Source organism: Mesorhizobium sp. M1273 (assembly GCF_040318195.1).
GTDB lineage: Bacteria > Pseudomonadota > Alphaproteobacteria > Rhizobiales > Rhizobiaceae > Mesorhizobium.
The window spans coordinates 162,048-185,651 of the sequence record NZ_JAMYLV010000001.1; the positions used below are offsets into that span (position 1 = coordinate 162,048).

18 protein-coding genes are annotated in these 23,604 nt (G+C 62.7%); 5 read left to right on the forward strand and 13 right to left on the reverse strand.

Annotated features, from left to right (window positions below; translation table 11 throughout):
- Positions 1–2 precede the first annotated feature (2 nt).
- The 4 genes from NKH30_RS00730 to NKH30_RS00745 are packed head-to-tail and all read right to left on the reverse strand — an operon-like array spanning position 3 to position 3,532.
- Positions 3–923: an ABC transporter permease gene (locus NKH30_RS00730; protein ID WP_352470630.1), complete on the reverse strand. Its 921-nt coding sequence runs from the start codon at positions 921–923 to the stop codon at positions 3–5.
- On the reverse strand, positions 920–1,786 hold the full coding sequence (locus NKH30_RS00735) for an ABC transporter permease (RefSeq protein ID WP_352470704.1): 867 nt from the start codon (positions 1,784–1,786) through the stop codon (positions 920–922). Before NKH30_RS00735 ends, NKH30_RS00730 begins: the two co-directional genes overlap by 4 nt.
- A 19-nt stretch (positions 1,787–1,805) precedes the next feature.
- Positions 1,806–2,408: an ANTAR domain-containing response regulator gene (locus NKH30_RS00740; protein ID WP_352455770.1), complete on the reverse strand. Its 603-nt coding sequence runs from the start codon at positions 2,406–2,408 to the stop codon at positions 1,806–1,808.
- Positions 2,405–3,532, reverse strand: coding sequence for a transporter substrate-binding protein (locus NKH30_RS00745; protein WP_352470631.1), 1,128 nt, complete (start codon positions 3,530–3,532; stop codon positions 2,405–2,407). The genes NKH30_RS00740 and NKH30_RS00745 overlap by 4 nt, the downstream gene beginning before the upstream one ends.
- Positions 3,533–4,054: 522 nt before the next feature.
- On the opposite strand from NKH30_RS00745, the gene NKH30_RS00750 reads away from it, so the two are divergent.
- From NKH30_RS00750 to NKH30_RS00760, 3 genes are all read left to right on the forward strand, one after another.
- Positions 4,055–5,170 carry a hypothetical protein gene (locus NKH30_RS00750; protein ID WP_352470632.1) on the forward strand — a complete coding sequence of 372 codons (1,116 nt, stop codon included), beginning with the start codon at positions 4,055–4,057 and terminating at the stop codon, positions 5,168–5,170.
- Positions 5,171–5,548: 378 nt separating this feature from the next.
- Positions 5,549–6,643, forward strand: a complete 1,095-nt coding sequence (locus NKH30_RS00755) for a branched-chain amino acid ABC transporter substrate-binding protein (RefSeq protein ID WP_352470633.1) — start codon at positions 5,549–5,551, stop codon at positions 6,641–6,643.
- An 81-nt stretch (positions 6,644–6,724) separates the two neighbouring features.
- Positions 6,725–9,193, forward strand: a complete 2,469-nt coding sequence (locus NKH30_RS00760) for an adenylate/guanylate cyclase domain-containing protein (protein ID WP_352470705.1) — start codon at positions 6,725–6,727, stop codon at positions 9,191–9,193.
- A 280-nt stretch (positions 9,194–9,473) separates the two neighbouring features.
- On the opposite strand, the gene nadE is transcribed toward NKH30_RS00760, so the two are convergent.
- The 8 genes from nadE to NKH30_RS00800 all read right to left on the reverse strand — a co-directional run bounded on the left by nadE (position 9,474) and on the right by NKH30_RS00800 (position 20,480).
- Positions 9,474–10,481, reverse strand: coding sequence for an NAD(+) synthase (nadE, locus tag NKH30_RS00765; protein ID WP_352470634.1), 1,008 nt, complete (start codon positions 10,479–10,481; stop codon positions 9,474–9,476).
- The gene (locus NKH30_RS00770; protein ID WP_352470635.1) at positions 10,478–12,040 is read right to left on the reverse strand and encodes a class I adenylate-forming enzyme family protein; all 1,563 of its coding nucleotides are present in this window, start codon (positions 12,038–12,040) and stop codon (positions 10,478–10,480) included. Before NKH30_RS00770 ends, nadE begins: the two co-directional genes overlap by 4 nt.
- A gap of 22 nt (positions 12,041–12,062) precedes the next feature.
- Positions 12,063–12,326 carry an acyl carrier protein gene (locus NKH30_RS00775; protein ID WP_352470706.1) on the reverse strand — a complete coding sequence of 88 codons (264 nt, stop codon included), beginning with the start codon at positions 12,324–12,326 and terminating at the stop codon, positions 12,063–12,065.
- A 3-nt stretch (positions 12,327–12,329) separates the two neighbouring features.
- Entirely contained in the window at positions 12,330–14,282 is a 1,953-nt protein-coding gene (asnB, locus tag NKH30_RS00780; protein ID WP_352993813.1) for an asparagine synthase (glutamine-hydrolyzing), read from the reverse strand.
- Positions 14,283–14,467: 185 nt separating this feature from the next.
- Positions 14,468–15,439: an NAD-dependent epimerase/dehydratase family protein gene (locus tag NKH30_RS00785; protein ID WP_352470637.1), complete on the reverse strand. Its 972-nt coding sequence runs from the start codon at positions 15,437–15,439 to the stop codon at positions 14,468–14,470.
- 109 nt (positions 15,440–15,548) lie between these two features.
- Positions 15,549–19,007 (reverse strand): chromosome segregation protein SMC, encoded by a 3,459-nt coding sequence (smc, locus tag NKH30_RS00790; protein WP_352993817.1) that lies wholly within the window; start codon positions 19,005–19,007, stop codon positions 15,549–15,551.
- Between the two features lie 117 nt (positions 19,008–19,124).
- Positions 19,125–19,850 carry a DsbA family protein gene (locus tag NKH30_RS00795; protein ID WP_023674158.1) on the reverse strand — a complete coding sequence of 242 codons (726 nt, stop codon included), beginning with the start codon at positions 19,848–19,850 and terminating at the stop codon, positions 19,125–19,127.
- Positions 19,851–19,979: 129 nt separating this feature from the next.
- Entirely contained in the window at positions 19,980–20,480 is a 501-nt protein-coding gene (locus NKH30_RS00800) for a DUF721 domain-containing protein (protein ID WP_352612433.1), read from the reverse strand.
- A gap of 49 nt (positions 20,481–20,529) precedes the next feature.
- Between NKH30_RS00800 and mutY the strand changes: the two genes are divergently transcribed.
- Positions 20,530–21,642 carry an A/G-specific adenine glycosylase gene (gene mutY / locus NKH30_RS00805; protein ID WP_352612431.1) on the forward strand — a complete coding sequence of 371 codons (1,113 nt, stop codon included), beginning with the start codon at positions 20,530–20,532 and terminating at the stop codon, positions 21,640–21,642.
- An 11-nt stretch (positions 21,643–21,653) separates the two neighbouring features.
- Complete coding sequence (locus NKH30_RS00810) at positions 21,654–22,265, forward strand: HAD family hydrolase (RefSeq protein ID WP_352470642.1); 612 nt, start codon at positions 21,654–21,656, stop codon at positions 22,263–22,265.
- Positions 22,266–22,330: 65 nt separating this feature from the next.
- Here the strand turns inward: NKH30_RS00810 and NKH30_RS00815 are convergent, their stop codons facing one another.
- On the reverse strand, positions 22,331–23,464 hold the full coding sequence (locus NKH30_RS00815) for a site-specific DNA-methyltransferase (protein WP_352993820.1): 1,134 nt from the start codon (positions 23,462–23,464) through the stop codon (positions 22,331–22,333).
- Between the last annotated feature and the right edge of the window lie 140 nt (positions 23,465–23,604).

A 23,604-nucleotide genomic window follows, 5' to 3' on the forward strand; every position in this document is an offset into this window, starting at 1 on the left:
TTTCATCTGAGCTTGATGCGTGGATCGATGAACGGTGCGACAGTGTCGGCCAGGAGATTGCCGAGCACGATGGCAAAGGCCGAAACCAGGGTGACCCCCATGATGATCGGAATGTCGATGCGCTGAATGGCCTGCCAGGCTAGCTGGCCGATGCCTGGCCAGCCGAACACGCTTTCGACAACCACGATGCCGCCCATGAAGATGCCGATATCGATGCCGATCATGGCGATGACCGGCAGGATGGCGTTGGGCAGCGCGTGCCGGAGGATAATGGCGCTGCGTGCAAGACCCTTGGCACGCGCGGTACGCACGTAGTCCTGGCGCAGCACGTCGATCATCGACGAGCGCATCATGCGGGCGTACCAGCCGGCGCCGAGAATTCCCATGGTCAGCGACGGCAGCACCAGATGACGCCAGGTGCCGTAACCGCCGATCGGGAACCAGCCGAGCCGCACCGCGAACACATAAAGCAGCATCAGGCCGACGACGAATTGCGGCGCCGAGACGCCAACGAAGGAGGCGACCATCAGCGACTGGTCGGTGGCGGTGCCACGCTTGACGGCGGCGATGAGGCCCATCGTCAGCCCGATCACGACTTCGCAGGCAATGGCGCCGACCATCAGCAGCAGGCTTGCCGGCAGCCGCGAGACGATAAGCTCCGTGACCTCCGAGCGCTGAATGTAGGAGCGCCCCAGATCGCCGCTGAGAAGGCTGGTCAGATAGTGCCAATACTGGACGACGAAGGGCTGGTCGAGGCCGAGCTGCCGGCGGATGTTTTCGACCGTCTCGGGTGTGGCGCTGCGGCCGGCGATCTGGCGGACGGGATCGGCGGGCAGCAGGTAGAGCAGCGCAAAGGTGATCAGAGAGACGCCGAGCAAGATGAGCACCGACTGGACAACGCGGCGGCCGAGATAGGCGATCATGCCCGCCCCCTTTGCGTCGGATCGAGGATGTCGCGCAGTGCGTCACCGATCAGGTTGAAGGCCAGCGCCAGTGCCAGGATAGCCGCACCGGGAAAGAAGACCAGCCAGGGCGCGGCCTGGAAATAGGTCTGGTTCTCGAAGATGATGTTGCCCCATGACGCGGTCGGCGGTTGCACGCCGATGCCGAGATAGCTGAGCGTCGCTTCGAGCAGCACCGTGGTCGAAATACCGAGCGTGCCCCAGACGATGATCGTCGGCAAAAGATGTGGCAGGATATGGCGGAACAGGATGCGTGGAGCGCTAGCGCCGATGGTGCGCTCGGCATCGATGAACTCGCGTTCGGAGAGCGAACTTGTCTCGGTGTAGATGACGCGGGCGGTCTGCACCCAGTTCACCAATGCGATCACCATGGCGACGATCCACAGGCTCGGCTGGAGCACCGCCGCCAGGCAGATGGCGAGCAGCAGCGCCGGGAAAGCCATCATCAAATCGGTGAAGCGCATAAGCGCGCTGCCGATCCAGCCGCGGAAATAGCCGGCGGTGATGCCGACCAGCGTGCCGATCAGAAGCGCCACGCCATTGGCGACGATGCCGATGATCAGCGACGTGCGCGCGCCGAATAGGAGACGGGTCAGCAGGTCGCGGCCAAGCAGGTCGGTGCCCAGCCAGAACTGGGCTCCCGGCGGCAGTGGCGCGCCTTCAAGCGTGAGCCCGTCGAACATCTGCTCGTTTGGATCGTAGCCTGTCAGCCACGGTGCAAGAATGGCGCCGGCCAAGACAACGGCAATAATCCCGAGGCCGAGCAAAGCGAGAGGCCGTTTTAGCAGACGTCGCCAGACGCCGGCGCGAGGCTTGGCTGGCATACGCCCGGCGGCCGAAAGCTCAGGCGCGATCGGATTGGTCATCGTCGCCTTCTTCTTGTGTCATCGCCACGATCCTGCGCGCGGCTTCCTCGACACTGATTTGCCAGCTCATCGCCAGCGAGCGGAGCTGCGCATAGGCACGGCCGTCCTCGGCGCCCTTCGACAAGACCTCTACCGCGCGTACGATGGTCTGGCGCTCCGCGACCCGCTGACGAAGCGAGGCAATCTCGCTGGCCAGAAGCTTGCGCGCCTCGAAACTCTGCCTTGCGATTAAAAGTGCGCTATAGACGCCGGCATTGCCGACCGGTTTCAGCAACTGCGCATCGGCCTTGTGCGACAATGCCCATTCGACGCGCCCCGGCGCCTCGGAGCCGATCAGTGCTATCAGCGGCATCGGCGCCTCGCCCGGCTTCCACGGAAATTGCTCGTCAAAGCCGAGATCGACGTCGAAGAAGACGAAGTCCGCCGCCAAGGCTTCGGCCGGCAGTTCCGGCCAGAAGCCAATCGCCTCAAGGCCGATGGCCGACAATTGCCTTGTGATCGCCTGCACGGTCGGATGTGGACGATGCAGGACAAAAGCCCTGGCGCCTCCAAGGTTCGGGATACGCGCCATCTTGCTCACGACACCACCCGCAGGCGTGGCCGCCCGAACGTCTCCGTCCGGTCATAGCGGGAAAGGTAGGGATCGGGTGCCACGCCCTTCGTCAGTGTGACCGTTTTGAACGATGTTCCATCGATACGTCCGATTAGCACCGGCAAGGTAGCATGCTGGGTTTGCTGGTCGATGGCGATGTCGCCCAGCGGCGTTCGAAATGATGTTTCGGAAAAGACCTTGGGAAGGTCCGTCCATTGTGCACCGGGGTTAAGGGTGAGGATCTCGGCGAGCATGCGCACCGAGGCATAAGCCGCCGCCTCGAAGGATGAGGCCGGCATGACGGAAGGCACTGGAACCGCACCGCGATCCGCCCCCGAGATGTCGTGAAAATAGGGCCCAACGGAAAGGTGGCCATCGCCTGCCCCGTTGAGCGCCGGCAATTCGCATTCCGTGAGATTGCAGGACAGGATCGGGCAACGCTCCGGCCTGAAATGCGGGTCGCGCCGGCCAAGCTCCGCATAGGCAGCGATGAAGGCATAAGAAGAAGGGCCGATGAGATTGTTCAGAATGAAATCAGGTCTCGTCGCCTGTATCTCCGCGATCAGCCGCGCAACATCGACCTCGCCGAGCGGCAGATAGCGTTCGCCCAGCACCTTGCCGCCAGCGTCCGCAATCAGGTCGCGCGCCACGCGGTTGGTCTCCCAGCCCCAGATGTAGTTGGAACCGAGCAGGAAGCCATCGGCGCCGAAACGAGGCACGACATAGGCGAGCAGCGGTACGAGATGCTGATTGGGGCAGGCGTGTGTGTAGACGACATGCTCGTTGGCTTCGAAGCCCTCGTACGGGCAGGCGTACCACAGCGTGCCGCCTGCCCTTTCCAGGATTGGAATGACCTCCTTGCGGCTCCACGAGGTGACGCAGCCAATGATGTGACGCGCGCCGCTGTTGGCGAGAATGTCCGCGCAGCCGCTTGCATAGCGATCGATGTTGCCCTGCGGGTCGCGCTCGATCGGGATGAATTCGAATGGGATAGCGAGATCGCCGTTGACGTCGGCGATGGCGTTCATCGCACCCGCACGGCAGGATTCGGACACCAGCCGGTAGTTGCCGGACCGCGAATAGAGAATGCCGATGTCGATATGCCGTTTCAAGCAATGCCTCAAAAATGACAATGCCCCGCAGCCACCGCCGCAGGGCGAGGCATACGAGGCATTCTTGCCGCCCGGCGGTCGGAGCCGGTATTTGTCCTCACCGTATTACGCCCGCGCTCCCAGTCAAGAGCCGCCACGCGAAACTTTGGCCAGCCGAAACGGTTCGGCGCGCAGCACGCAACTCATGCCGCTGGTCGTTTAGAGTCCGCCAGGAACCAAAATTGCTGATGTCCAGCTATGGGGCCCGGACAAACCCGGTTCGCTACCATTCAAAGCAACGACTTTAATATCGGTTTACCTGAATCTGCTAGCAGCAATGACGCCGGTTTTCGTCGGTCAAGCAAAGGGTTCCACCTTGCCGCAGCAATTCAGCACTCCGTTCGGTCACCGGGGCGATGCCAACTGGCCGAGGTTGCACGGCTTCATGGGCGTCGAGTTGGAACGCGCGCCCGATGTTCTCGTGCCTCGCGTCGCCTTGGCCCGGAAGCTCGGTGGATGGGACTTTGGTGGCGGGAGCCGGGCTTGAGCGTCATTCGCGCCTTGCAAGGCGCCGACCTCCCGGCAGTTGCGAACATGTTTCAGCGCGTGCTGTTGAAGGAGAGGACCGAAGCGCCGGCCTCTCTCGTGGAATACATGCAACGGTTTTATCTGGATGCGCCCGGTTGCGCAGACAACCTCCGGTCGCTTGTCCATGTCAACGACGCCGGTCGCGTCTCCGGATTTGTCGGCGTCCACGTCCTGCCGATGACGTTCAACGGCCGACAACTACGCGCGGCCATCTGTAGCTCGCTCATGGTCGAGGACCATGAGCACGACCCGCTGGCCGGCGCCCGCTTGCTGAAAGCTTACCTGGATGGTCCGCAGGACATCTCCTTCAGCGAGACGGCCAACGATATTTCCGTGAAATTGTGGACCCGGCTGCGCGGCGTGGTCCTGCCGCAATACAGCCTTGACTGGGTCCGTGTGATGCGCCCCGCGGCCTTCATGCTCAGCCTTTCCGCCAATCGCATGGCGCTTGCGCGAATGCTCAATCCGCTGGCGCGTGCAGTCGACCGATTTTACTGCAGAAGGATGACGTCCAGCGAACGACGTTGGTCGGGTGTGGCGGTGGACGGGGCAGGCCACGGAGCATTTCGTACATCCGAAATCGACAGCCATGCATTTGCCAGGCTCATCGAACCGTTTACCGCTCAATTCGCCCTGCGGCCTGACTGGACGGAAGATCAACTCGACCACATCCTGACAGATGCGGCACAAAAGCCGGATCTGGGGGAGCTTGTCTACGTTTGTGTGACGTCGCCAGTCGGCACCAATGTCGGCGCTTTCGCCTACTACGCACGGAAGTATGAAATTGGTCGCGTGCTGCAGATCTTCGCCCTCCCCGGCCAGGCGGGCCCGGTGATTGACTGCCTGATCGATCACGCCGCCGCGCGCGGCGTCAGCGGCCTGCGCGGACGTATTCAACCTGCACTTCTGGAGGCGATGCTTGGACGACGCATTGCTTTCCTGACCGTTGCCTCAACGGTGGTACATTCACGCGATCCAGAGCTTTTGGACGCGATGAAGAACTCGCAAGTCTTCCTGAACGGCCTTGCGGGCGAGCAGTGGAGCCGGCTTATCGGGAGCCGCTTCAGCTAGAGCGGGATGCGTTCAAGTTGAAGCGGGCATCCCGCTCTAACTATTTATTTTAGGCGCGTTTCCACTTGGCTGCAGAGTGCTTGGGTCAAAACCCAATCACTCTGAACGACCGAGTTCGACCCTTTGCCGTCATCCAGTTGGGAGCGTCGCATGACGCTCCGTGACCCAATCACGACGCTCACTCCGGTCAGTGGTAACGTCCGGATTTGGCGGGCGATTCCGACCTCAGCGAACGAAGTTATGACACGCCATTCCAGTGTATGCTTGCTTCGCCAAATTGGGTGTGCGCTGCAATAGCAGCCCGAGACAGTCGCGCTTGCCGAAGGGGCTGTCGGCTTTGACGGGATTGGCGTAAGCTACAGTTAAGGGGGTGCACACATGCACCGCATCATCGCCATACTGATCTTGGTTCTCGCGGCCGTGTTCAGCTCCGCACGGGCGGAGGTGCTGATCGGCGTCTCGGCTGCGATGACGGGACGGCTCGCCTGGATCGGCGAGCAGGGACAGCGCGGCGCGGAGATGGCAGTGGCCGACGTCAACACGGCGGGCGGCGTGCTCGGCCAGAAGGTGAGGCTCATCTCGGTCGACGACTTCTGCGATCCCGAGCAAGCTGTGGCGGCCGCCAAGAAGCTGGTGGCTGACGGGGTCGTGCTCGTCGTCGGGCATTATTGCTCCGGGGCCTCGATCCCCGCATCAAAAGTGTACGAGGAGGCGGGCGTCGTTGAGATATCCCCAGGCTCGACCAATCCGCAGCTGACCGAACAGGGCCGTGCCAATGTCTTTCGCACCATTGGCCGCGACGACGCGCAAGGTTTCATCGCTGGCAACTACCTTGCCGATCGCTGGGGCAACAAGAAGATTGCGATCCTCCACGACAACTCGACCTATGGGAAGGGTCTCGCCGACGAGACCAGGAAGCAGCTGCACAAGCGGGGCGTGACTGAGGCCGTTTACGACGCATACATTCCCGGGAAGGACGACTATTCGGCCGAGGTCGCTACGTTGCGGACCGCCGGCGTCTCCGCCTTATATGTGGGTGGGTATCATGCCGAGGTTGCGCTGATTGCTCGCGCTGCACACGACAGTGGCTACACGGTTCAGCTCATATCCGGAGATGCTTTGGCGACCGAGGAATTTGCCCTGATCGCCGGCCCCGCGGCGGAGGGGACCCTCTTCACGTTCCCGGCGGACGCGAGGCGAAGCCCCGAAGCGGCCGCGGTCGTTGAGCAGTTCCGTGCGGAGAATTTCGAACCCGCGGGCTACACGCTGTTGAGCTACTGCGCGGTCCAGGTTTGGGCCCAGGCGGTCTCGAAGGCAGGTTCGCTGGAGCCGAAGGCCGTCATTGCGGCACTGCACGAACAGGAATTCGACACCGTGATCGGCCGGGTCGATTTCGACGACAAGGGCGACCTCACGAAGCAGAGCTGGGTTTGGTACGTCTGGCGCGGCGGAGAGTACGTGCCGGTTGAATAGGGTTCGCTGATCGCCGGCGTGCCGGCTGAGATGTCTAGTCTGATGCAGACCAGTGTGGCCGGACTGTTCCGACTCGCCGAGATGCTTGAACGCCTCGGCATACGTGGCCGGCTGTTGCTCGCCTTTTTCGGGATCAGCGCCCTTGCGGTGCTGGCAACGGCTGCGGCGCTTTATGCCTTCCTCCAGGTTGGCGACGTCGTGGACCGAATTACCACGGATCGAGTGCCGTCGGCGCTCGCCTCCCTCCAGCTGTCGCGCCAGGCCGAACGGGTCGCTGCTGCCGCGCCATCGGTGCTGGCAGCGACAAGCAGGGCTCAGCACAGCGAGGTCTCGGCTGCCGTCGCGCTCGAGATGTCCCGCCTCGAGGCCCTGCGCACGGACCTCCGGGATGCCACGTTGGGCACAGTGCCTTTGGCCGAGATTGAGGAAGCCGCGATTGTTCTGAGGCGCAACCTGAAGGAGCTCGACTCTCTTGTTGTCGCCCGGCTCGACGTGGTCGCCCGCAAGGAGGAGCTCCTGAACCGCCTCGCCGCGACGACAACCGGAAGCCAGCGCCTTGTCGCCACCGGCATCCTAGTGATGGATTCCAGGCTGCCGCAATGGCGGGCGGTCGCGGCCGACACGTCGCTGTCGCCCGATCGACGCGCAGCGGCGATGGCCGACCTGGTCCAGGCGATTGCGGCCTACATCCCCCAGCAGAAGGCGCAGCTGGAGATCTCGGCAGTCAACGACGCGCTGGTGAAGGTCGCGAACGCGCCGACGCCGGGCGACCTGGCGTTGATCCTTTTTCCGCTACGCCGTTCGCTCACTGCTCTTGAAAAGGTTTCCACGGAGATCGACGAAAAGCTGCGGACCCGCTTTCGGCAGCGTGTCGATGAGTTCAAGGGCTTGACCGACGGCGAGGACAGCATCCCCAAGGCGCGGGAGGACGAGTTTGCTGTCCTGGCACAGGGCGAAAGGCTTCTGGCCGAGAACAATCGACTGTCGCGCAATCTCACCGCTGGCGTCGATCGCCTGGTCGCCACGGCAGACCAGGAGATCGCTGCGTCCGGTCGCGAAGCCGCGCTCGTCCAGCGCTACGGCACCGCGGTTGTGCTCGGCTCCGCCTTCCTCAGCCTCCTGAGTTCGGTTCTGGTTGTCTGGCTCTATGTCGACCGCAGCCTCCTCGCCCGACTGGGGGCCGTGAGCCAGGGCATGCTCGCGATTGCGGGGGGCAACCTTCGTGCGCCGCTGCCAGCCGCGGGCAGCGACGAAATCGGGCGCATGGCCGAAGCGCTGAGACTTTTCCGGGATACTGCCGTCGAGGTCGAGGAAAAGAACCTGCGCGACGTTGCGGAAGCTCGTCAGCGGCTCATCGATGCCATCGAAAGCATCTCCGAAGGATTCGCTCTGTACGACGGGGAGGACCGGCTCGTCCTCAGCAACAGCCGCTACCGCGAATTGCTCTACGCCGGTCTGGAGACCGAACTGACGCCCGGCACGATATTCGAGCAAATCATTCGCCGATCCGCTGAGCGCGGCTACATCAGGGACGCCGAGGGGCGGGTCGAGGAGTGGGTCGCCGAGCGCCTCTCGCGGCACCGCAACCCTGGCGAACCTTGGGTGCAGCGGCGAGGCGACGGGCGATGGGTCATGATCAGCGAGCGGCGGATCAGCGCCGGCGGCACGGTCGCCGTCTATTCGGATATCACTGAGCTGAAGCAAAGGGAGGAGAACCTCGCCGAGAAATCCGTGGTTCTGGAGGCGCTTTCCAGCAAGCTGGCGAAGTATCTGGCGCCCCAAGTGTATCGCTCGATATTCACCGGCCGCCAGGAGGTCAGGATCGCCAGCCAGCGGAAGAAACTGACAATATGCTTCTCCGATATCGCGGGCTTTACCGAGACCACTGACAAAATGGAATCCGAGGATCTCACCCAACTCCTCAATCACTATCTGACGGAAATGTCGAAAATTGCTTCGGATCACGGCGCTACGATCGACAAATATGTCGGCGACGCGATCCTGATGTTTTTCGGCGATCCCGAGACTCGCGGCGTCAAGGAGGACGCGCTGGCTTGCGCGCAGATGGCACTTGCAATGCAAAAGCGGATTAGCGAGCTTGCCGAAGTCTGGCGGGACATGGGGATCGAAACACCGCTGCGCTGTCGCATCGGCATCCATACCGACTACTGCACCGTCGGTAACTTCGGCAGCGAGGACCGGATGGACTACACGATAATCGGCGGCGCCGTGAATCTCGCCTCGCGCCTGGAGCAGGAGGCGCCGCCGGGGACAATCCTCATTTCCTACGAGACGTTTGCGCAAGTGAAGGACGCAATCGACTGTGAAGAACTGGGGCAAGTCCAGGTCAAGGGGATCGCCTATCCCGTCGCCACCTACCGCGTCATCGATCTGAAGGCCAATTTGGCGGCCGCTCGTCGTGCTGTTCGGACCGAGCTGCCGCACTTCAGGTTGGAACTTGAACCGGAGCTGATGTCCCCTGACGAGCGTGGCGATGCCGCCAATGCACTTCGAGACGCGCTGGATCGGCTTCGTCACAAGCCTGGGTAGTAGGGCTTGGTCCACAACGACCCCTCCCAATGGACACAAGGAGTGGGATGTGGGACGCCGCTCATTGGCGCTGTCGATGCGAAGGCCGCAGAACGGTCGCGGTCAGTCTTCGAACTCGGGCGGAACGTCGGCATCGGAGCCGAGACTTAACATTCACGGCATCACTGGCATGGGTCCGGATATGGCGCAACGTGCTCGTTCTCGCAGATGAGACGAACGGCAACTTCCCGCCCATCTCGGCCATGACGGCGGCCTGGGACGTGGCCGGTCTCGAAGCAGGTCAGGTACCGAGTTCTTCGACTTCCTCGACGAGTTGCGGACGCATGTGCAGATAACGCGTCGCCTTGCGTTTGGCGATGATATCGGCCCAGACGTGTTCCACTTGTGAGGCGGCCAACCCCGCCGCCTGCCCCACCACCTCAGCCGCCACGCCGTTGTTGAGACCGTAAAGGCAAAGATCCATACGGTCATAGGGAAGCGAGAAGTAGAACTCCTCCTGGGTCTGCGCCAGCGAGTAGGTATCGGTGGTCGGAGGCCGGTTGCGGATTTCTTCCGGAATACCGAGATGGGCCGCAAGCGCATAGACCTGTGTTTTATAGAGGTGGGCAATCGGCTTGACGTCCGCGGCGCCGTCACCGTTCTTCACGAAGAAACCCTGATCGTATTCCAGCCGGTTCGGGGTTCCAAGAACGGCGAAGTTCAGGCGATCCGCATGATAGTATTCAATCTGCTTGCGGGTGCGCTGCTTCATATTGGTAGCGGCGACGACGCCGAGATAGACAGGCAGCGGCATTCTCCGTTTCGTCTGCTTGCCCTCCGGGTCTTGCACCACCAGGGACGAGATATTGTAGCCCCCGCCCTCAAGGGCGTTCGCGATCACGATCTTCGAAGCCCAGCCTTCGCCGTATTCCGGGACCAATTCGCGGATGAAGGCGTCGCGACGCCTGTAGCAGCCCATTGCGCGCAGGATCGGCCCGATATCCTCCGTCACAGCCTCGACACCGAAAGTTTCGGCGACGAGGCGGCCGAGCCGCAGACTTTCAGGATCGGAATCGCTTTCCGGCATGAACAGGCAAAGCACATTCTTGGGGCCAACGGCTCGTACCGCCAACGCGACCGACACGCTCGAATCGATCCCGCCCGAAAGACCGAGCACAAGGCCCCGCTTGCGAAGCCCGCGCAACTGCTGGCGCAAGGCCGTTACGATACGGTCCGTTTCGGTGATCAGGTCGATTGCCAGAGCCTGCGCCAGAAAGGTCCGCGCATCCTCGGTCGGGCGAACATTCATTGCGCGGCCTCCATGGTTTCTGCCGCAAGCCGACGGCTGACCTTGCCGGTATCGGTCTTCGGCAGCTCGCGGCGGAACTCGACGACCTTGGGGACCATGAAGTCCTCAAGGTGGCGTGCACAGTGACGTATGATATCCTTTTCGGTAAGCGCCGGGTCGGACCGTACTATAACTGCGCCGATCGCATGCCCGAGCACGGGATCCGGCACACCGACAACCACCGCTTCCGCGATGCCCGGATGAGCGTGAAGCACGGCTTCCACTTCCTTGGGCGCCACCTTCTCTCCCCGCGACTTTATGATGTCGTCCTTGCGGCCGACGAAATAAAGAAAGCCTTCCTCATCGGCCCTGAAAAGATCGCCGGTGTAGAGAACCTTCTCCCAAGGGTTCGGACCCCGGCGCAGGGCTCGTGCCGTCGCAGCTTCGTTTCGCCAATAACCCTGCATGACGTGCGGCCCGCGAATGACCAGCTCACCCGCTACGCCCGGCGGCACCCGTTGCCCCTCGTCGTCGACGACAAAGGCTTCGGTGTTCGGAATGGCTATTCCGACCGAGCCCGGCCGGCGGTCGAGCTCCTCGGGCGGCAGATAGGTGCAGCGCTTGCATTCCGTCAGGCCATACATCGAATAGAGCCTGACACCGGGGAAAAGGAACCGAAGGCGTTCTATGTGAGGCGGCGGCAAGGCAGCCGCCGTGTTGGAAATATAGCGAAGGCTGGGCAGGAAGCCCGGCGCCAGGTCCCTCAACTGCAGGATCATCGCTGCCATCGTGGGCACGAGCGGAAGCCCGGTGACGCCTTCCTGGCGGATGCGTTCAAAGACCGCCTGGGGAAAAGCGAAGGACTTCTCGAGCACGAGCGTGGCGCCGAGCCTGACGGCCATCAGCAATTGATAGAGGCCGTAGTCGAAAGCGAGGGGCAGAACATTCAAGATGATGTCGTCGGGCGAGTTGCGCAGGTAGTTGGTGATGGAGTCGGCCGCCGCGTCGCAATTGCGGTGCGTCATCATCACACCCTTGGGCCGGCCGGTCGAGCCCGAGGTGTAGATCAACATCGCAAGATCGACGTCAACGCCGCGATGGTCAATCTCCCTGACTTGGACCGTCAAGCACTCCGCCAGGGATGTGGCCCCTGCCGGGCATTGGCTATCGGCAGCAACGGTGGAAGCCACGAAGATGCCGGTCTTGCCGGAGGACGTCTCGCCGGAGGATCCGGACGCCTCGGCGACCACGGGCATCAGTCTTGCTTGCGTGAGGATCGCGGCGGCATCGCAATCGGCGATGATGTAGGCTAGCTTTTCGGCCTTGGTGGATGCGTTGATCGGACTGAAAGTCGCGCCTGCTTTAAGAACTGCGAAAATCGAAACCGCAGCCTCCCAGCAATTGTCCATGAAGATCAGCACCCGGTCGTCGCGCCTGACGCCATTCAAAAAAAGGGCGGCGGCCAAGCGGCTCGAGAGATCGTCCAGCTCTTTGTAGCACAGCCTTTTGTGCTCGGTGATCAATGCCGTTTTGGCTGGATGGGCAGCGGCCTTCGCCGTCAGAAAATGTTCGATCCGCACGGACGCTCCTCACCGATGGCGCCTATGCTGCCAGCGCTTCTGCTTTTGCCTTGACGAAGGCTGAGATACGGTCAATCGAATCCAGATTGGCCGGTACGATGTCGGCATCGACCATCGCTATGCCAAAATCATCCTCTATGAATGCCACTAGCTCCAACACGGCCGTCGAGTCGATGATGCCGTTCTCGATCAGTGATGCGGTGTCTGCAAGCTCGTAGGACGTGTCGCCGAACAGGAAGTTGTCGACGATAAAGGTTTTGACCTTGTCCTTGATTGCTACCATGATTTTTCATTCCCTCGATTTCTCAGGCCGCTCGTGCTTCACCGACCTTTCGCCGGTGAAAATCTTCTGCCACAGTTGCGCCGACAAAATGCCGACGAAAGCCGCATTGTCGCGGAATCCGGACGCTGGCTGCAAGCGGCATTTCTCGTGCAGGTTCGCCACCGCCTTGGCGTTGAATAGTCCTCCGGAGGCGATACTCGCCTCGCTCAGCGAGTCGCGTACGTAGTCCAATTCTCCGGCTCCCACGAAGGAGCGGGCTTCCGGCGCCCGGTAAGGCTGTTTGGTGCGCTCGCGGATGGCCGTCGGAAGCAGGTGCTTGGCAGCTTTGCGCAATATGTGTTTTTCCACCAGTCCCTTCAGCTTCATCTCCGGCGGAAGTCTTGCCGCAAACTCCACCAAGCGATGGTCAAGGAAGGGGAACCGCCCTTCGATACCGTGCGCCATGGCCATGCGATCGCCCTGGCTGGAGAGGATGTAGCCCGGCAGGAGGAAGCGGGTTTCTAGATATTGCGCCTGATGCAGCGGATGCCACCGGGAAAACGCCTCAGGCAACCGGCTGGCCAGGTCCTCGGCTGCGTCATACCCCTTCAATGTCGCGCGCAGGTCACCGGAAAAGAACATCTTCGCCGCTGATGTGGTCTTGAAACGCGGCCGATGCGAGAACAGCGGATCGTCCAGGGCAGCGCTGCCGGTTCCGAAGAACGCAGCCAGGTACTCCACGGACTGCTGTTGCAGGCCCGGCAGATAGGGATAAAGCTTGCGGAACAGTTGTGGCCTTATGCGCGATGCCGGCTGTCGCGCGCAGAAACGGCGAACCCGCGCTTCCTTGAAGACATCATAGCCGGCAAAGACCTCGTCGGCGCCTTCGCCTGTCAGCACTACTTTCAAACCGGCCTGGCGAACGAGGCCGGACAGTTGATAGAGGGGGGCTGGGGCCGTGCGGATGATCGGCCGCTCGGTAAAGCGGATGACTTCGGGAAACGCACCGGCGATATCGCCGGCACGACACGCAATGGTTCGATGGCGTGTGCCAAGTGCTGACGCCATTTCGGTCTGGAAGGCGCTTTCGTCATGCTCGCCGCTGTCGAACGTCACGGAAAATGTCTGCAGCTTAAGAGGAGTCATGCCGGCCGCGAGTGCCGAAACGAGGGATGAATCGAGCCCGCCCGAAAGGTAAGAACCGACCGGCACGTCGGCGCGCATGCGAAGCCTCACCGCGTCGGTCAACAGGGCCTGCAGTTCCTCGGCCGCGTCGTCCTCATTGGTGATCTTCGATGGCCTATCCGGATACGGGTAGTCTAGGTGCCAATATGGTTTGACCGTGACTTGCCCCTGTGTCGCGATCATCACGCTTGCCGGCTCCAGCTCGTGGATGTTGCGGAAAGCCGTGCGTGGAGCGATCGGCGCCCACAGCGTAAAGATCTGGTCGAGTGCAATTGGATCGATTTCGGCCGAGACGCCGGGTACCGTCAGCAGGGCCTTTATCTCCGACGCAAAGTAGAGCACCCCGTCCTTGCTGGTGTAGAACAGCGGCCGAACACCCATGCGGTCTCTTGCAAGCACCATCCGCCGCCGCCGGTTATCCCAAATCGCGAAGGCGAAATCACCGTTCAGGAGCGACAGACAGTCTTCGCCCATCTCGTCATACAGCTGCAGGAGAACCTCTGTGTCGCTCGACGTGCGGAAGCGTCGGCCCTTGGCCAGCAGCCCTTCGCGCAATTCCACGTAGTTGAAGATCTCGCCGTTGAACGCAACCGTCAAATCGCCGGTTTCGTCGGACATCGGCTGCTGGCCATCACCAATCCCAATCACCGACAGCCGCGCATGCCCAAGTCCAGCCTCGGGCGCTACGAATTTCCCTTGTTCATCCGGCCCGCGATGGGCGATCGCAGACGTCATGCGCGCAAGCAAAGCTTCCGCATCCCGGACTGAACCGAAATAGCCCCCGAATCCGCACATCCACACAGCTCATACTGAACAGCAAGCCACGAAACATAGCGGTCATAAGCGCCTCAAAGGTTAATCGGATACGTTTCAGCGAGCATGTGGTTAACAGGATGTTAGGACAAAATGATGCTTTTTGCGGACCGACTTGCGCCCCACTTCAGATGTCAGCTTGAAGGCATCACGGCGAGCGGTGCAAATCACTGCTTCGAGTACGGCCGGTACCAGTCGACAAACTTCTTCAGCCCGTCCTCTATCGAAACGCTAGGCCTGAAGCCGAAATCCCGCTCCAGCGCGGTCATGTCGGCGTAGGTCTTCTCGACGTCGCTCGCCTGCATCGGCTCGTTGTGGCGGATTGCCTTGACCTTGAGCAGCCTTTCCAGAATGTCGATGAAGTCGCCCAGACGCACCGGCCGGTTGTTGCCGACATTGTAGAGCCTGTTCGGCGGAACGTCAGCCGCCGGCGGCTTGTCGAGCACGGCGACAACCGCCTTCACAACATCGTCTATGTAGGTGAAATCGCGCCACATTTCGCCATTGTTGAAGACCCGGATCGGCTTGCCCTTGAGCATCGCCTGGGTGAACATCCAATAGGCCATGTCGGGACGGCCCCAGGGACCGTAGACCGTGAAAAACCGCAGGCCGGTCTGCGGTATGCCGAACAGATGGGCGTAGGTGTGGCTCATCAACTCATCGGTTTTCTTGGTGGCGGCGTAAAGCGAAACGGGCTTGTCGACCTGATCGGCTTCGCTGAACGGCACGCTGCGGTTGCCGCCATACACCGAGCTCGACGAGGCATAGACCAGATGCTCGAATGCCGGTTCGGCGCGACAGAATTCGAGCACTTCGAGGTGGCCCATGACATTGGAGCGGATATAGAGCCGCGGATTGTCGAGTGAGTGGCGCACGCCCGCCTGCGCGGCAAGGTGCACGATCCTAACGATGCCTTGCCCGGCCAAAGCGGCTGCAAGCGCGCCCTGTTCGGCAATATCGATCTGGTGGAACGAAAAATCCTTATGGGGCAGAAGGCCGGCAAGCCGCCCCTTTTTGAGCGCCAGGTCGTAATAGTCGTTCATGTTGTCGACGCCGACGACCGCTTCTCCCCGGTCGAGCAGATGGTGGCAAACGTGGCTGCCAATGAACCCCGCGGCTCCGGTGACAAGTATAGGCAACAAGCTTCTCCACGCGCATAGCCGGGCCGGTATCTGGAGCGGCAGATCCGGCCCATTTTGTCGTGCTATAGTCGAAAGCCGAGGTGGAGACCACCATTAAGCTGATGCGTCAGCTTGCCTCGCGCATGGCTTCGGCCGCCTGCAGGTCAACCGACACCAGTTGGCTGACGCCTTGCTCGGCCATGGTCACCCCAAACAGCCGGTCCATGCGCGCCATGGTGATCGGGTTGTGTGTGATGATGACGAAGCGCGTTTCGGTGGTTGCGGCCATTTCGTCCATCAGATTGCAGAAACGCTCGACATTGTGGTCATCGAGCGGCGCGTCGACTTCGTCGAGCACGCAGATCGGCGCCGGGTTGGTCAGGAACACGGCGAAGATCAGCGACATCGCCGTCAACGCCTGCTCGCCGCCGGACAGCAGCGTCATCGTCTGCGGCTTCTTGCCGGGCGGACGCGCCAGGATCTCGAGCCCCGCTTCGAGCGGATCGTCGGACTCGATCAGTTGCAGCTCGGCGGTGCCGCCGCCGAACAGATGCGAAAACAGCCGTTGAAAATGGCCGTTGACCACCTCGAAGGCGGCGAGCAGCCGCTCGCGGCCTTCGCGGTTCAGGCTATGGATCGCCTGCCGCAGCTTGCGGATCGCCTCGATGATGTCGTCGCGCTCGGAGACGATGGTCTCCAGCCGGTCCGACAGTTCCTTCTGCTCCTCCTCGGCGCGCAGATTGACGGCACCGAGCCGTTCGCGTTCGACCTTCAGCCGGTCGAGCTGACGCTCGATCTCGGCCATTTCGGGCATCGGGCTGTCGGGTTCGAGGCCGGTGTGGCGGATCACCAGATGCGGCGGCGTGTTCAGCGTTTCCTGGATGCGCGCCTCGACTTCCAGCCGACGCTCGTCGGCGGCGGTCAGCCGCTCTTCGGCGCGAACGCGGGATTCGCGCGCCTCGGCCAGCGACTGGATGGCAGCAGTCGCAGCCTTGTCCAGCTCGGACTGGCGGTTCTCCGCTTCCTGCAAGCGGTCGCCCGCCGCCTTGCGCAGGCTTTCGGCCTCGGCGAGTTGCGACAGCAGGGCGCGCCGCTTGGCGACGATCTCGTCGGGGGCGTCGGCCAGTTGCTCGCGCTCGGCCTCGGCCTCCGCCTTGCGTTCGCCGAGCGCCGCGATCTGTGTCGAGGCGTTTTCGGCTCGCTCCACCCAGTTGCACCGTTCCGCGCCGATGGCATCGAGCCGACGCGCACGTGCCTCGGCTTCCCGCCTCAGGCCCTCGTGAACGGCACGCGCATCGGCAAGGGCGGCGCGGTCGCGGGCGACGTTGGCCGCCGACTGCTCGAGCTGCAATTGCAGATCGCCGAGATCGGGCGCGTCCTGCAGCAGCATTTCCGCCTCGACGAATGCCGCCGCCGTTTCCTCATGGCTGTCGACAATGCGTGCGCGCGCCTCGTCAAGTGCTGCACGCCGGCTCGACAGCTCGCCGCCGGCTCTTTCGGCCTCGGCCAGCGTATTGCGGGCAGCATCGAGCCCGTGCTGGGCATCGCGTCCGGCCTGTCGGGCGTTGCGTTCGGCCTCGCTCGCCTGGGCACGCGCCTGTTCGGCCCGGGCAAGGGCTTGTTCAGCTTCGCGCAGGGCGCGCGTGGCATGGACTACTTCGGCATCGAGCTCGGCCAGCCGGTTTTTCTGCGCCAGCCGCTGCGCGGCGGCGGTCGGGGCATCGGCGCTGGCGGTGAAGCCGTCCCAACGCCAGAGCGCGCCTTCGCGGCTGACCAGCCGTTGACCGGGAGCAAGCAGCGTCTGCAGCCGTCTTCCGTCGGCGGCTTCGACAATGCCGATCTGGGCCAGCCTGCGGGCCAGCTGTGCCGGCGCACGCACAACGCTGGCGAGGCTCCTTATGCCTTCGGGCAATGCGGCGTCGGCAGGCTGGATTTCGCTCTGGCCCCAATGCACCGGCGCACTGCGGTCGAGCGGCACGTCGAGATCTTCGCCAAGCGCGGCACCCAGCGCCGTCTCGTAGCCACGCTCGACGCTGATCTGCTCCAGCACCGAGGGAAATAGATCGCCGCTGGCGGCGTTGAGGATCTTGGCCAGCGTGCGGGCCTCGGTTTCGATCCGCGCCAGCTCGGCCTTTGTGTCCTGAACCGGTGGGCGGGCAGCACTTTCGTCTGCACGCGCCTCGGCGACCGCCTGTTCGGCGGCAATGGCGGCTGCCTCGGCCTTTTCGAGCAGCGCCAGCGCCTGATCGACCAGTAGCCGCTTCTCGGCGGGATCGGGCAGGCCGGCGACCCTGGAGACGATCTCCGACAGTTCGCGGTCGACATCGGCAAGCTGGCGGGCAAAGCGGTCGCGGCGCTCAGCGGTGTCGCGCAGCGTCCGTTCGATCTGGTTGCGCGAGGCGGCAGCCTCCGCCCGTTCGGCGGTCAGCGCGGCGAGCCTGACCTCGCTCGAGGCAAGCGTCGATGCCGCCTGCTCGAAAGCCGCGCGGGTGCTGGCCTCGCGCTCGGCGGCGCCGGCGTTTTCGGCATTGAGCGCGGCTTCTTCGGCGGCGAGGCGTTCGAGGATATCCGCATTATCGCGGACCATGCGCTCCTCACGGGCAAGGTCGCCATCGAGCTGTTGCAGTCGGCGGTCGAGCTCTGCCTGGCGGGCGCGGATGCGGCCCGCCTCTTCCTCGATCTGCGCCTTGGCGATCGACAGACGCTGGAAGGCGGCGGCGGCAGCGGCTTCCGCATCGCGCAAGTCCGGCAGCCGGTGGGCGTTGATACCTTGTTCCCTGGCGGCAGCCATCTGGGCGGCGGCACGGTCGCCGACCAGCGCGGTGGCAATCGCCAGCGCCGAACGCGCTTCCCCTTCCTGCGTCTTGGCCAGCGTCCAGCGCAGATGCAGCAGCGTCGCTTCGGCCTTGCGGATGTCGGCCGACAGGTTCTTGAAGCGCGAGGCCTGGCGGGCCTGGCGTTTCAGGCTTTCAATCTGGCTTTCCAGCTCGCCGACGACGTCGTCCAGCCTTTCGAGGTTCTGTTCCGCCGCCTTCAGCCGCAGCTCGGCTTCGTGGCGGCGCGTATGCAGGCCGGAAATTCCGGCCGCCTCTTCCAGCAGCGCGCGGCGCGCCTGCGGCTTTGCCTGGATCAGCTCGCCTATGCGGCCTTGGCCGACCATCGAGGGCGAGCGGGCGCCGGTCGACTGGTCGGCGAACAGCAGCTGAACGTCCTTGGCGCGAGCCTCCTTGCCGTTGATGCGGTAGAGCGAGCCGGCCTCGCGCTCGATGCGGCGCGAGACCTGCAACTCATCGGCGTCGTTGAAGGCGGACGGCGCGGTGCGGTCGCTATTGTCGAGGAACAGCGTGACTTCGGCGGTGTTGCGGGCCGGACGCGTTCCCGAGCCGGAAAAGATGACGTCGTCCATGCCGGACGCACGCATGTTCTTGTAGGAGCTTTCGCCCATAACCCAGCGCAGCGCCTCGACCAGGTTCGACTTGCCGCAGCCGTTCGGCCCGACTATGCCGGTCAGGCCGCGTTCGATGACGAACTCGCCGGGTTCGACGAAGGATTTGAAGCCGAGCAGGCGAAGGCGCGAGAACTTCATTCGCGCCGGCCCATAGCCAAGTTTCGCAACGCTGTTCCGCGGTTTTGCAAGGAGACCCCGCGGCAAGACAAAGAAGTGCGCACGCCGAAGCGACGCCGCTTCGGCGCTGCCGAAACGTCAGAGCAGAGGGTCGATGATGGCCGACATTTCCGCAATCGACATCGCCCCTTTGTAGGTCTTTCCGTTGATGAAAAAGGTCGGTGTGGAATCGACCTTGAATTCGTCGGCGCCGCGCTTCTGGACGGATCTCACATCGTCCAGAAGTTTCTGGTCCGTCAAGCAGGCCTCGAAGGACTCCTGTGTAAAACCGGCAAGCTTGGCGATTTGCAGCAGTGCGTCCTTGGTATTGTTCACACCAACCCAGTTCGCCTGCTGCCTGAACAGCACGTCGACCATCGGGAAATAGTTGTCCTTGGAGCAGCGCGCCAGCATGAAACCGGCCTCGGCGCTGGGATCGAACGGAAACTCGCGCAGTATGTAACGGGCCTTGCCGGTGTCGATATATTTCGTCTTCAGCTCCGGAAAAGTGGTCTCGGCGAAATGCGCGCAATGCGGGCAGGTCATCGATGCATATTCGACTATGGTGACCTTTGCATCGTCCTTGCCGAGTTGCATGTCGGGCAATGCGCCGGGCTTCAGCAGTGCCGCCATATCGACCGTGCCCTGAGCCTCCGGCGCCGCCGCGGCGGCCGGAGCGGCCGGCTTCGCAGGTTCCGGAGCCGCAGGCTTCACATCCTGCGCCTCGGCTTTCTCGCCCGAATCGCTGCAGGCGGCAAGCAGCGCCACCGCTGGTATTGCGGCCAGCGAAGTCAAAAGGTTTCTGCGGGACAAGGAACGGATCATACGAATCACCTGGCAATAGTTGGATTTTGCAATGCAAAGTCTACAAAAAGCGAGAGTTGGCGCGAATTAAGGCATTACCGCCCCTATTCCAATCGCCAAATCCGGGCATACCATCACGATAGCGCGAGATCACGGTTTCTTTTGACCGAGAATGGTGGCGCCAAGCCGCTCTAGCGAGGCGCGCAGCCCGCCGTCCTCGATCAAACCAACGGTGCCCGACAGCTTCGCTTTCTCGGCCGCAGTCAATGGCCGCAAACTGGGTTTCGGCTTGTCCTTGCCCGCCATTACCGGCTTCTGCACGATCCTGATCCGACCGATCGCATTGAAACCGAGGAAGGCGTTGACCCGGTTGATGATCTGGCCGGTCTCGTGCTGCAGATGCAGCGCCGCCACACCCTCGCAGGCAATCACCAGCACCGCCGGTTCGAAAGGATCGTCCTCATGTATGCGGCGCGGCCACTGGATCTTTTCCGGGCGCGAGCGGCCGGCAAGCCGCGGCCCGGCAATTTCTTCCCATGACTGGACCAGTCCGATCGACATACCGGCCCGTTTGCGCAGCACTGGGTCGAGGATCTCGGTTGCGAGATCGCTCACCGGAACGGGATTGCCGAAGGGCCTTTTCCCTGCCATGTGCGTTCTCCAGCTTCAGCACCAGTGGATTAGGGCCGACCCTCGATCAATGGCACTGCACGACCAGACCCGCAAGGCCGTATCCGGAGACAATGTCGAGATCGCCTCCCGGCTGCTTGCCTGGTACGACACGCATCACCGCGACTTGCCCTGGCGCGTTTCGCCGCGCGCGCTGGCGGGCGGAGCGCGGCCCGATCCCTATCTGGTCTGGCTTTCCGAGGTGATGCTGCAGCAAACCACGGTCGAGGCGGTAAAATCCTATTTTCGGGCGTTCGCAGAGAAATGGCCAACGGTCCAGGCGCTGGCGGCGGCACCGACCGAAGACGTCATGAAGGCCTGGGCCGGGCTCGGCTATTATTCCCGCGCTCGTAACCTCAAAGCCTGTGCCGATCTCGTCGCGCGGCAAGGCGGCCGCTTTCCTGACAGCGAGTCCGGCTTGAAGGAACTGCCCGGCATCGGCGCCTATACGGCGGCGGCGATCGCAGCGATCGCCTTCGACCGACCAGCCGCGGTCGTCGACGGCAATGTCGAACGGGTCGTCTCACGGCTGTTTTCGATCGCCACGCCGCTGGGCGAAGCCAAGGGCGAGATACGCGGCCAGGTCGAACGCATGGTTCCCCCGACAAGGCCCGGCGACTTCGCGCAGGCGATGATGGACCTGGGCGCGACGATCTGCACGCCGCGCCGGCCCCGCTGCATTCTGTGCCCTGTTCGGGTGGACTGCAGCGCCACGATTTCGGGCGACCCCGAACGCTTTCCGGTCCGCCTGCCCAAGGCCGAAAGACCCTTACGCCGCGGTGCCGCCTTCGTTGCCGTCAGGTGCGACGGCGCCATCCTTCTGCGCAAGCGCGCGGACAAAGGCCTGCTCGGCGGCATGACTGAGGTGCCGACGACCGGCTGGACGGCGCGCATAGACGGCGCTACCACGGAAGCGGCGGCCCCGCTCCCCGGCAACTGGCAGCAGGCCGGACGCATCGGCCATATCTTTACCCATTTTGCGCTTGAACTCGACGTGTTCAAGGCGGAGACCGACGTTGCCGCCCCGGTCGGGCATTTCTGGTCGCTGGCCCATGAAATTTCCGGGGAAGCGCTGCCGAGCGTCATGAAAAAGGTAATCGAAGCGGCGATACCGGGCGCGACGAAAAAGCAGCGGCCGCGTTGAAAGAGAGAAGAATGACTGAAATCCGCCACATCGTTTTCGACATCGGCAAAGTGCTGATCCACTATGATCCGGACCTGCCCTTCAGTCGCTTGATCCCCGATCCCGACGAACGGAAATGGTTCTTCGACAATGTCTGCACGCATGATTGGAACATCGAGCAGGATCGCGGCCGCAGTTGGGAAGAGGCCGAAGCGCTGGCGATCGCGCAATATCCCGAGCACGCCGAAAATATCCGCAATTTCCGCCGGCACTGGCACGAGATGGTGCCTCACGCCTATGAGGACAGCGTCGCCATCATGATCGGCCTGATCGACAGCGGCCATGACGTGACGATGCTCACCAATTTCGCTGCAGATACGCTCGCCGAGGCCCGCGAGCGCTTCGATTTCCTCAATCGGCCGCGCGGCGTCACCGTTTCCGGCGACATCCGCCAGATCAAGCCGGATCGCGCCATCTATGACCACCACGTCGCCGCGTTCAGCCTCGAGCCGTCAGCGACGCTGTTCATCGACGACAGCCAGAAGAACGTCGACGGCGCCAAGGCGGCTGGCTGGCAGTCGGTGCTGTTCACCGATGCAAAGACGCTCAGGGCGGACCTTGAGAGTCTTGGGATCAAAGTGTGATTTGAATCGGTTCCAGGAGTTGGTTGAGCCTTCGCATTAACCGATCTGCCGCAACTCGGAAGCCGTCAGGCGCCCGCCCGCTCCATGCCTAGCCGAGCAATGCGGCGAAGCTCGTCGATCGGGGTCAGGCCGCCGCTGCGCTCATAATGCCAGAAGGTCCATCCGTTGCAGGCGTCCAGCCCCTGGACCTCGGCGCCGATCTTGTGGATCGACCCGGCACTGTCGCCGATGGCCAGCGTGCCGTCGGCGCGCACTTTTGCCGCCCAGCGCTTCTTGGCGTCGTAGAGCGTGGCGCCTGGCGCCACCAGGCCATTGTCGAGAAGGGTGACGAAGGCGACGCGCGGCTCGGCGCGCTTGCCGGTCAGTACCGTCAAATTGGCGCCTTCCAGCGGCCGGACCGCATCGATACGTTCCATGGCGGCATCGATATAGGTTTGTTCGCGCTCGATGCCGACGAAGTGGCGGCCAAGCCGCTTGGCCACAGCCCCGGTGGTGCCTGAACCGAAGAACGGGTCGAGCACGATGTCGCCCGGCCTGGTCGATGCCGTCATGACGCGGGCAAGCAACGCTTCCGGCTTCTGCGTCGGATGCAATTTGTCACCATTGTCGTTCTTCAGGCGCTCGCCGCCGGTGCAGATCGGAAACAGCCAGTCCGAGCGCATCTGGACGTCGTCGTTCGACGCCTTCAGCGCCTCGTAGTTGAATGTGTAACCCTTGCCCTTCTGGTCGCGCGATGCCCAGATCATCGTCTCATGCGCGTTCTGGAAACGGCGGCCACGGAAATTCGGCATTGGATTGGTCTTGCGCCAGACGACGTCGTTGAGGATCCAGAAGCCCAGGTCCTGCATCTTGGCGCCGACCCTGAAAATATTGTGGTAGGAGCCGATAACCCAGATCGTGCCGTTGGGCTTCAACACACGGCGCGCCGCCAGCAGCCAGGCGCGGGTGAAGGCGTCGTAGGCCTCAAAACTGTCGAACTGGTCCCAATGGTCGTCGACGGCATCGACCTTGGATTGATCGGGCCGGTGCAGATCGCCATCGAGCTGCAAATTATAGGGCGGATCGGCGAAGATCACGTCGATCGACTTTTCCGGCAGCCGTTCGAGCGCGGCGACGCAGTCGCCCTTCAGGATCGTATCCAGCCACTCGGATTGCTCGGGAACATCGGAAAGCTCGTCGAGAAGACGCACGGCAGACATTGTGACACCCAAGGCACGCGTTACTGTTTACTGTCCGTTATGGTTACCGATCAGCGTAAATATTCAGTGAAGCAGCCCGCCGAATTTGCGAAGCCCGGCCTGTTGGTGTATGCCGCGCCGCCTGAGCCGTTTGGACCAAA

Coding starts and splice junctions, on each gene's coding strand:
- NKH30_RS00735 (WP_352470704.1), bottom strand. CDS start 1,786: ATGCCAGCCAAGCCTCGCGCCGGCGTCTGGCGACGTCTGCTAAAACGG.
- NKH30_RS00730 (WP_352470630.1), bottom strand. CDS start 923: ATGATCGCCTATCTCGGCCGCCGCGTTGTCCAGTCGGTGCTCATCTTG.
- NKH30_RS00810 (WP_352470642.1), top strand. CDS start 21,654: ATGACTGAAATCCGCCACATCGTTTTCGACATCGGCAAAGTGCTGATC.
- asnB (WP_352993813.1), bottom strand. CDS start 14,282: ATGTGCGGATTCGGGGGCTATTTCGGTTCAGTCCGGGATGCGGAAGCT.
- nadE (WP_352470634.1), bottom strand. CDS start 10,481: ATGAATGTTCGCCCGACCGAGGATGCGCGGACCTTTCTGGCGCAGGCT.
- NKH30_RS00800 (WP_352612433.1), bottom strand. CDS start 20,480: ATGGCAGGGAAAAGGCCCTTCGGCAATCCCGTTCCGGTGAGCGATCTC.
- NKH30_RS00815 (WP_352993820.1), bottom strand. CDS start 23,464: ATGTCTGCCGTGCGTCTTCTCGACGAGCTTTCCGATGTTCCCGAGCAA.
- mutY (WP_352612431.1), top strand. CDS start 20,530: ATGGCACTGCACGACCAGACCCGCAAGGCCGTATCCGGAGACAATGTC.
- NKH30_RS00760 (WP_352470705.1), top strand. CDS start 6,725: ATGCTTGAACGCCTCGGCATACGTGGCCGGCTGTTGCTCGCCTTTTTC.
- smc (WP_352993817.1), bottom strand. CDS start 19,007: ATGAAGTTCTCGCGCCTTCGCCTGCTCGGCTTCAAATCCTTCGTCGAA.
- NKH30_RS00755 (WP_352470633.1), top strand. CDS start 5,549: ATGCACCGCATCATCGCCATACTGATCTTGGTTCTCGCGGCCGTGTTC.
- NKH30_RS00795 (WP_023674158.1), bottom strand. CDS start 19,850: ATGATCCGTTCCTTGTCCCGCAGAAACCTTTTGACTTCGCTGGCCGCA.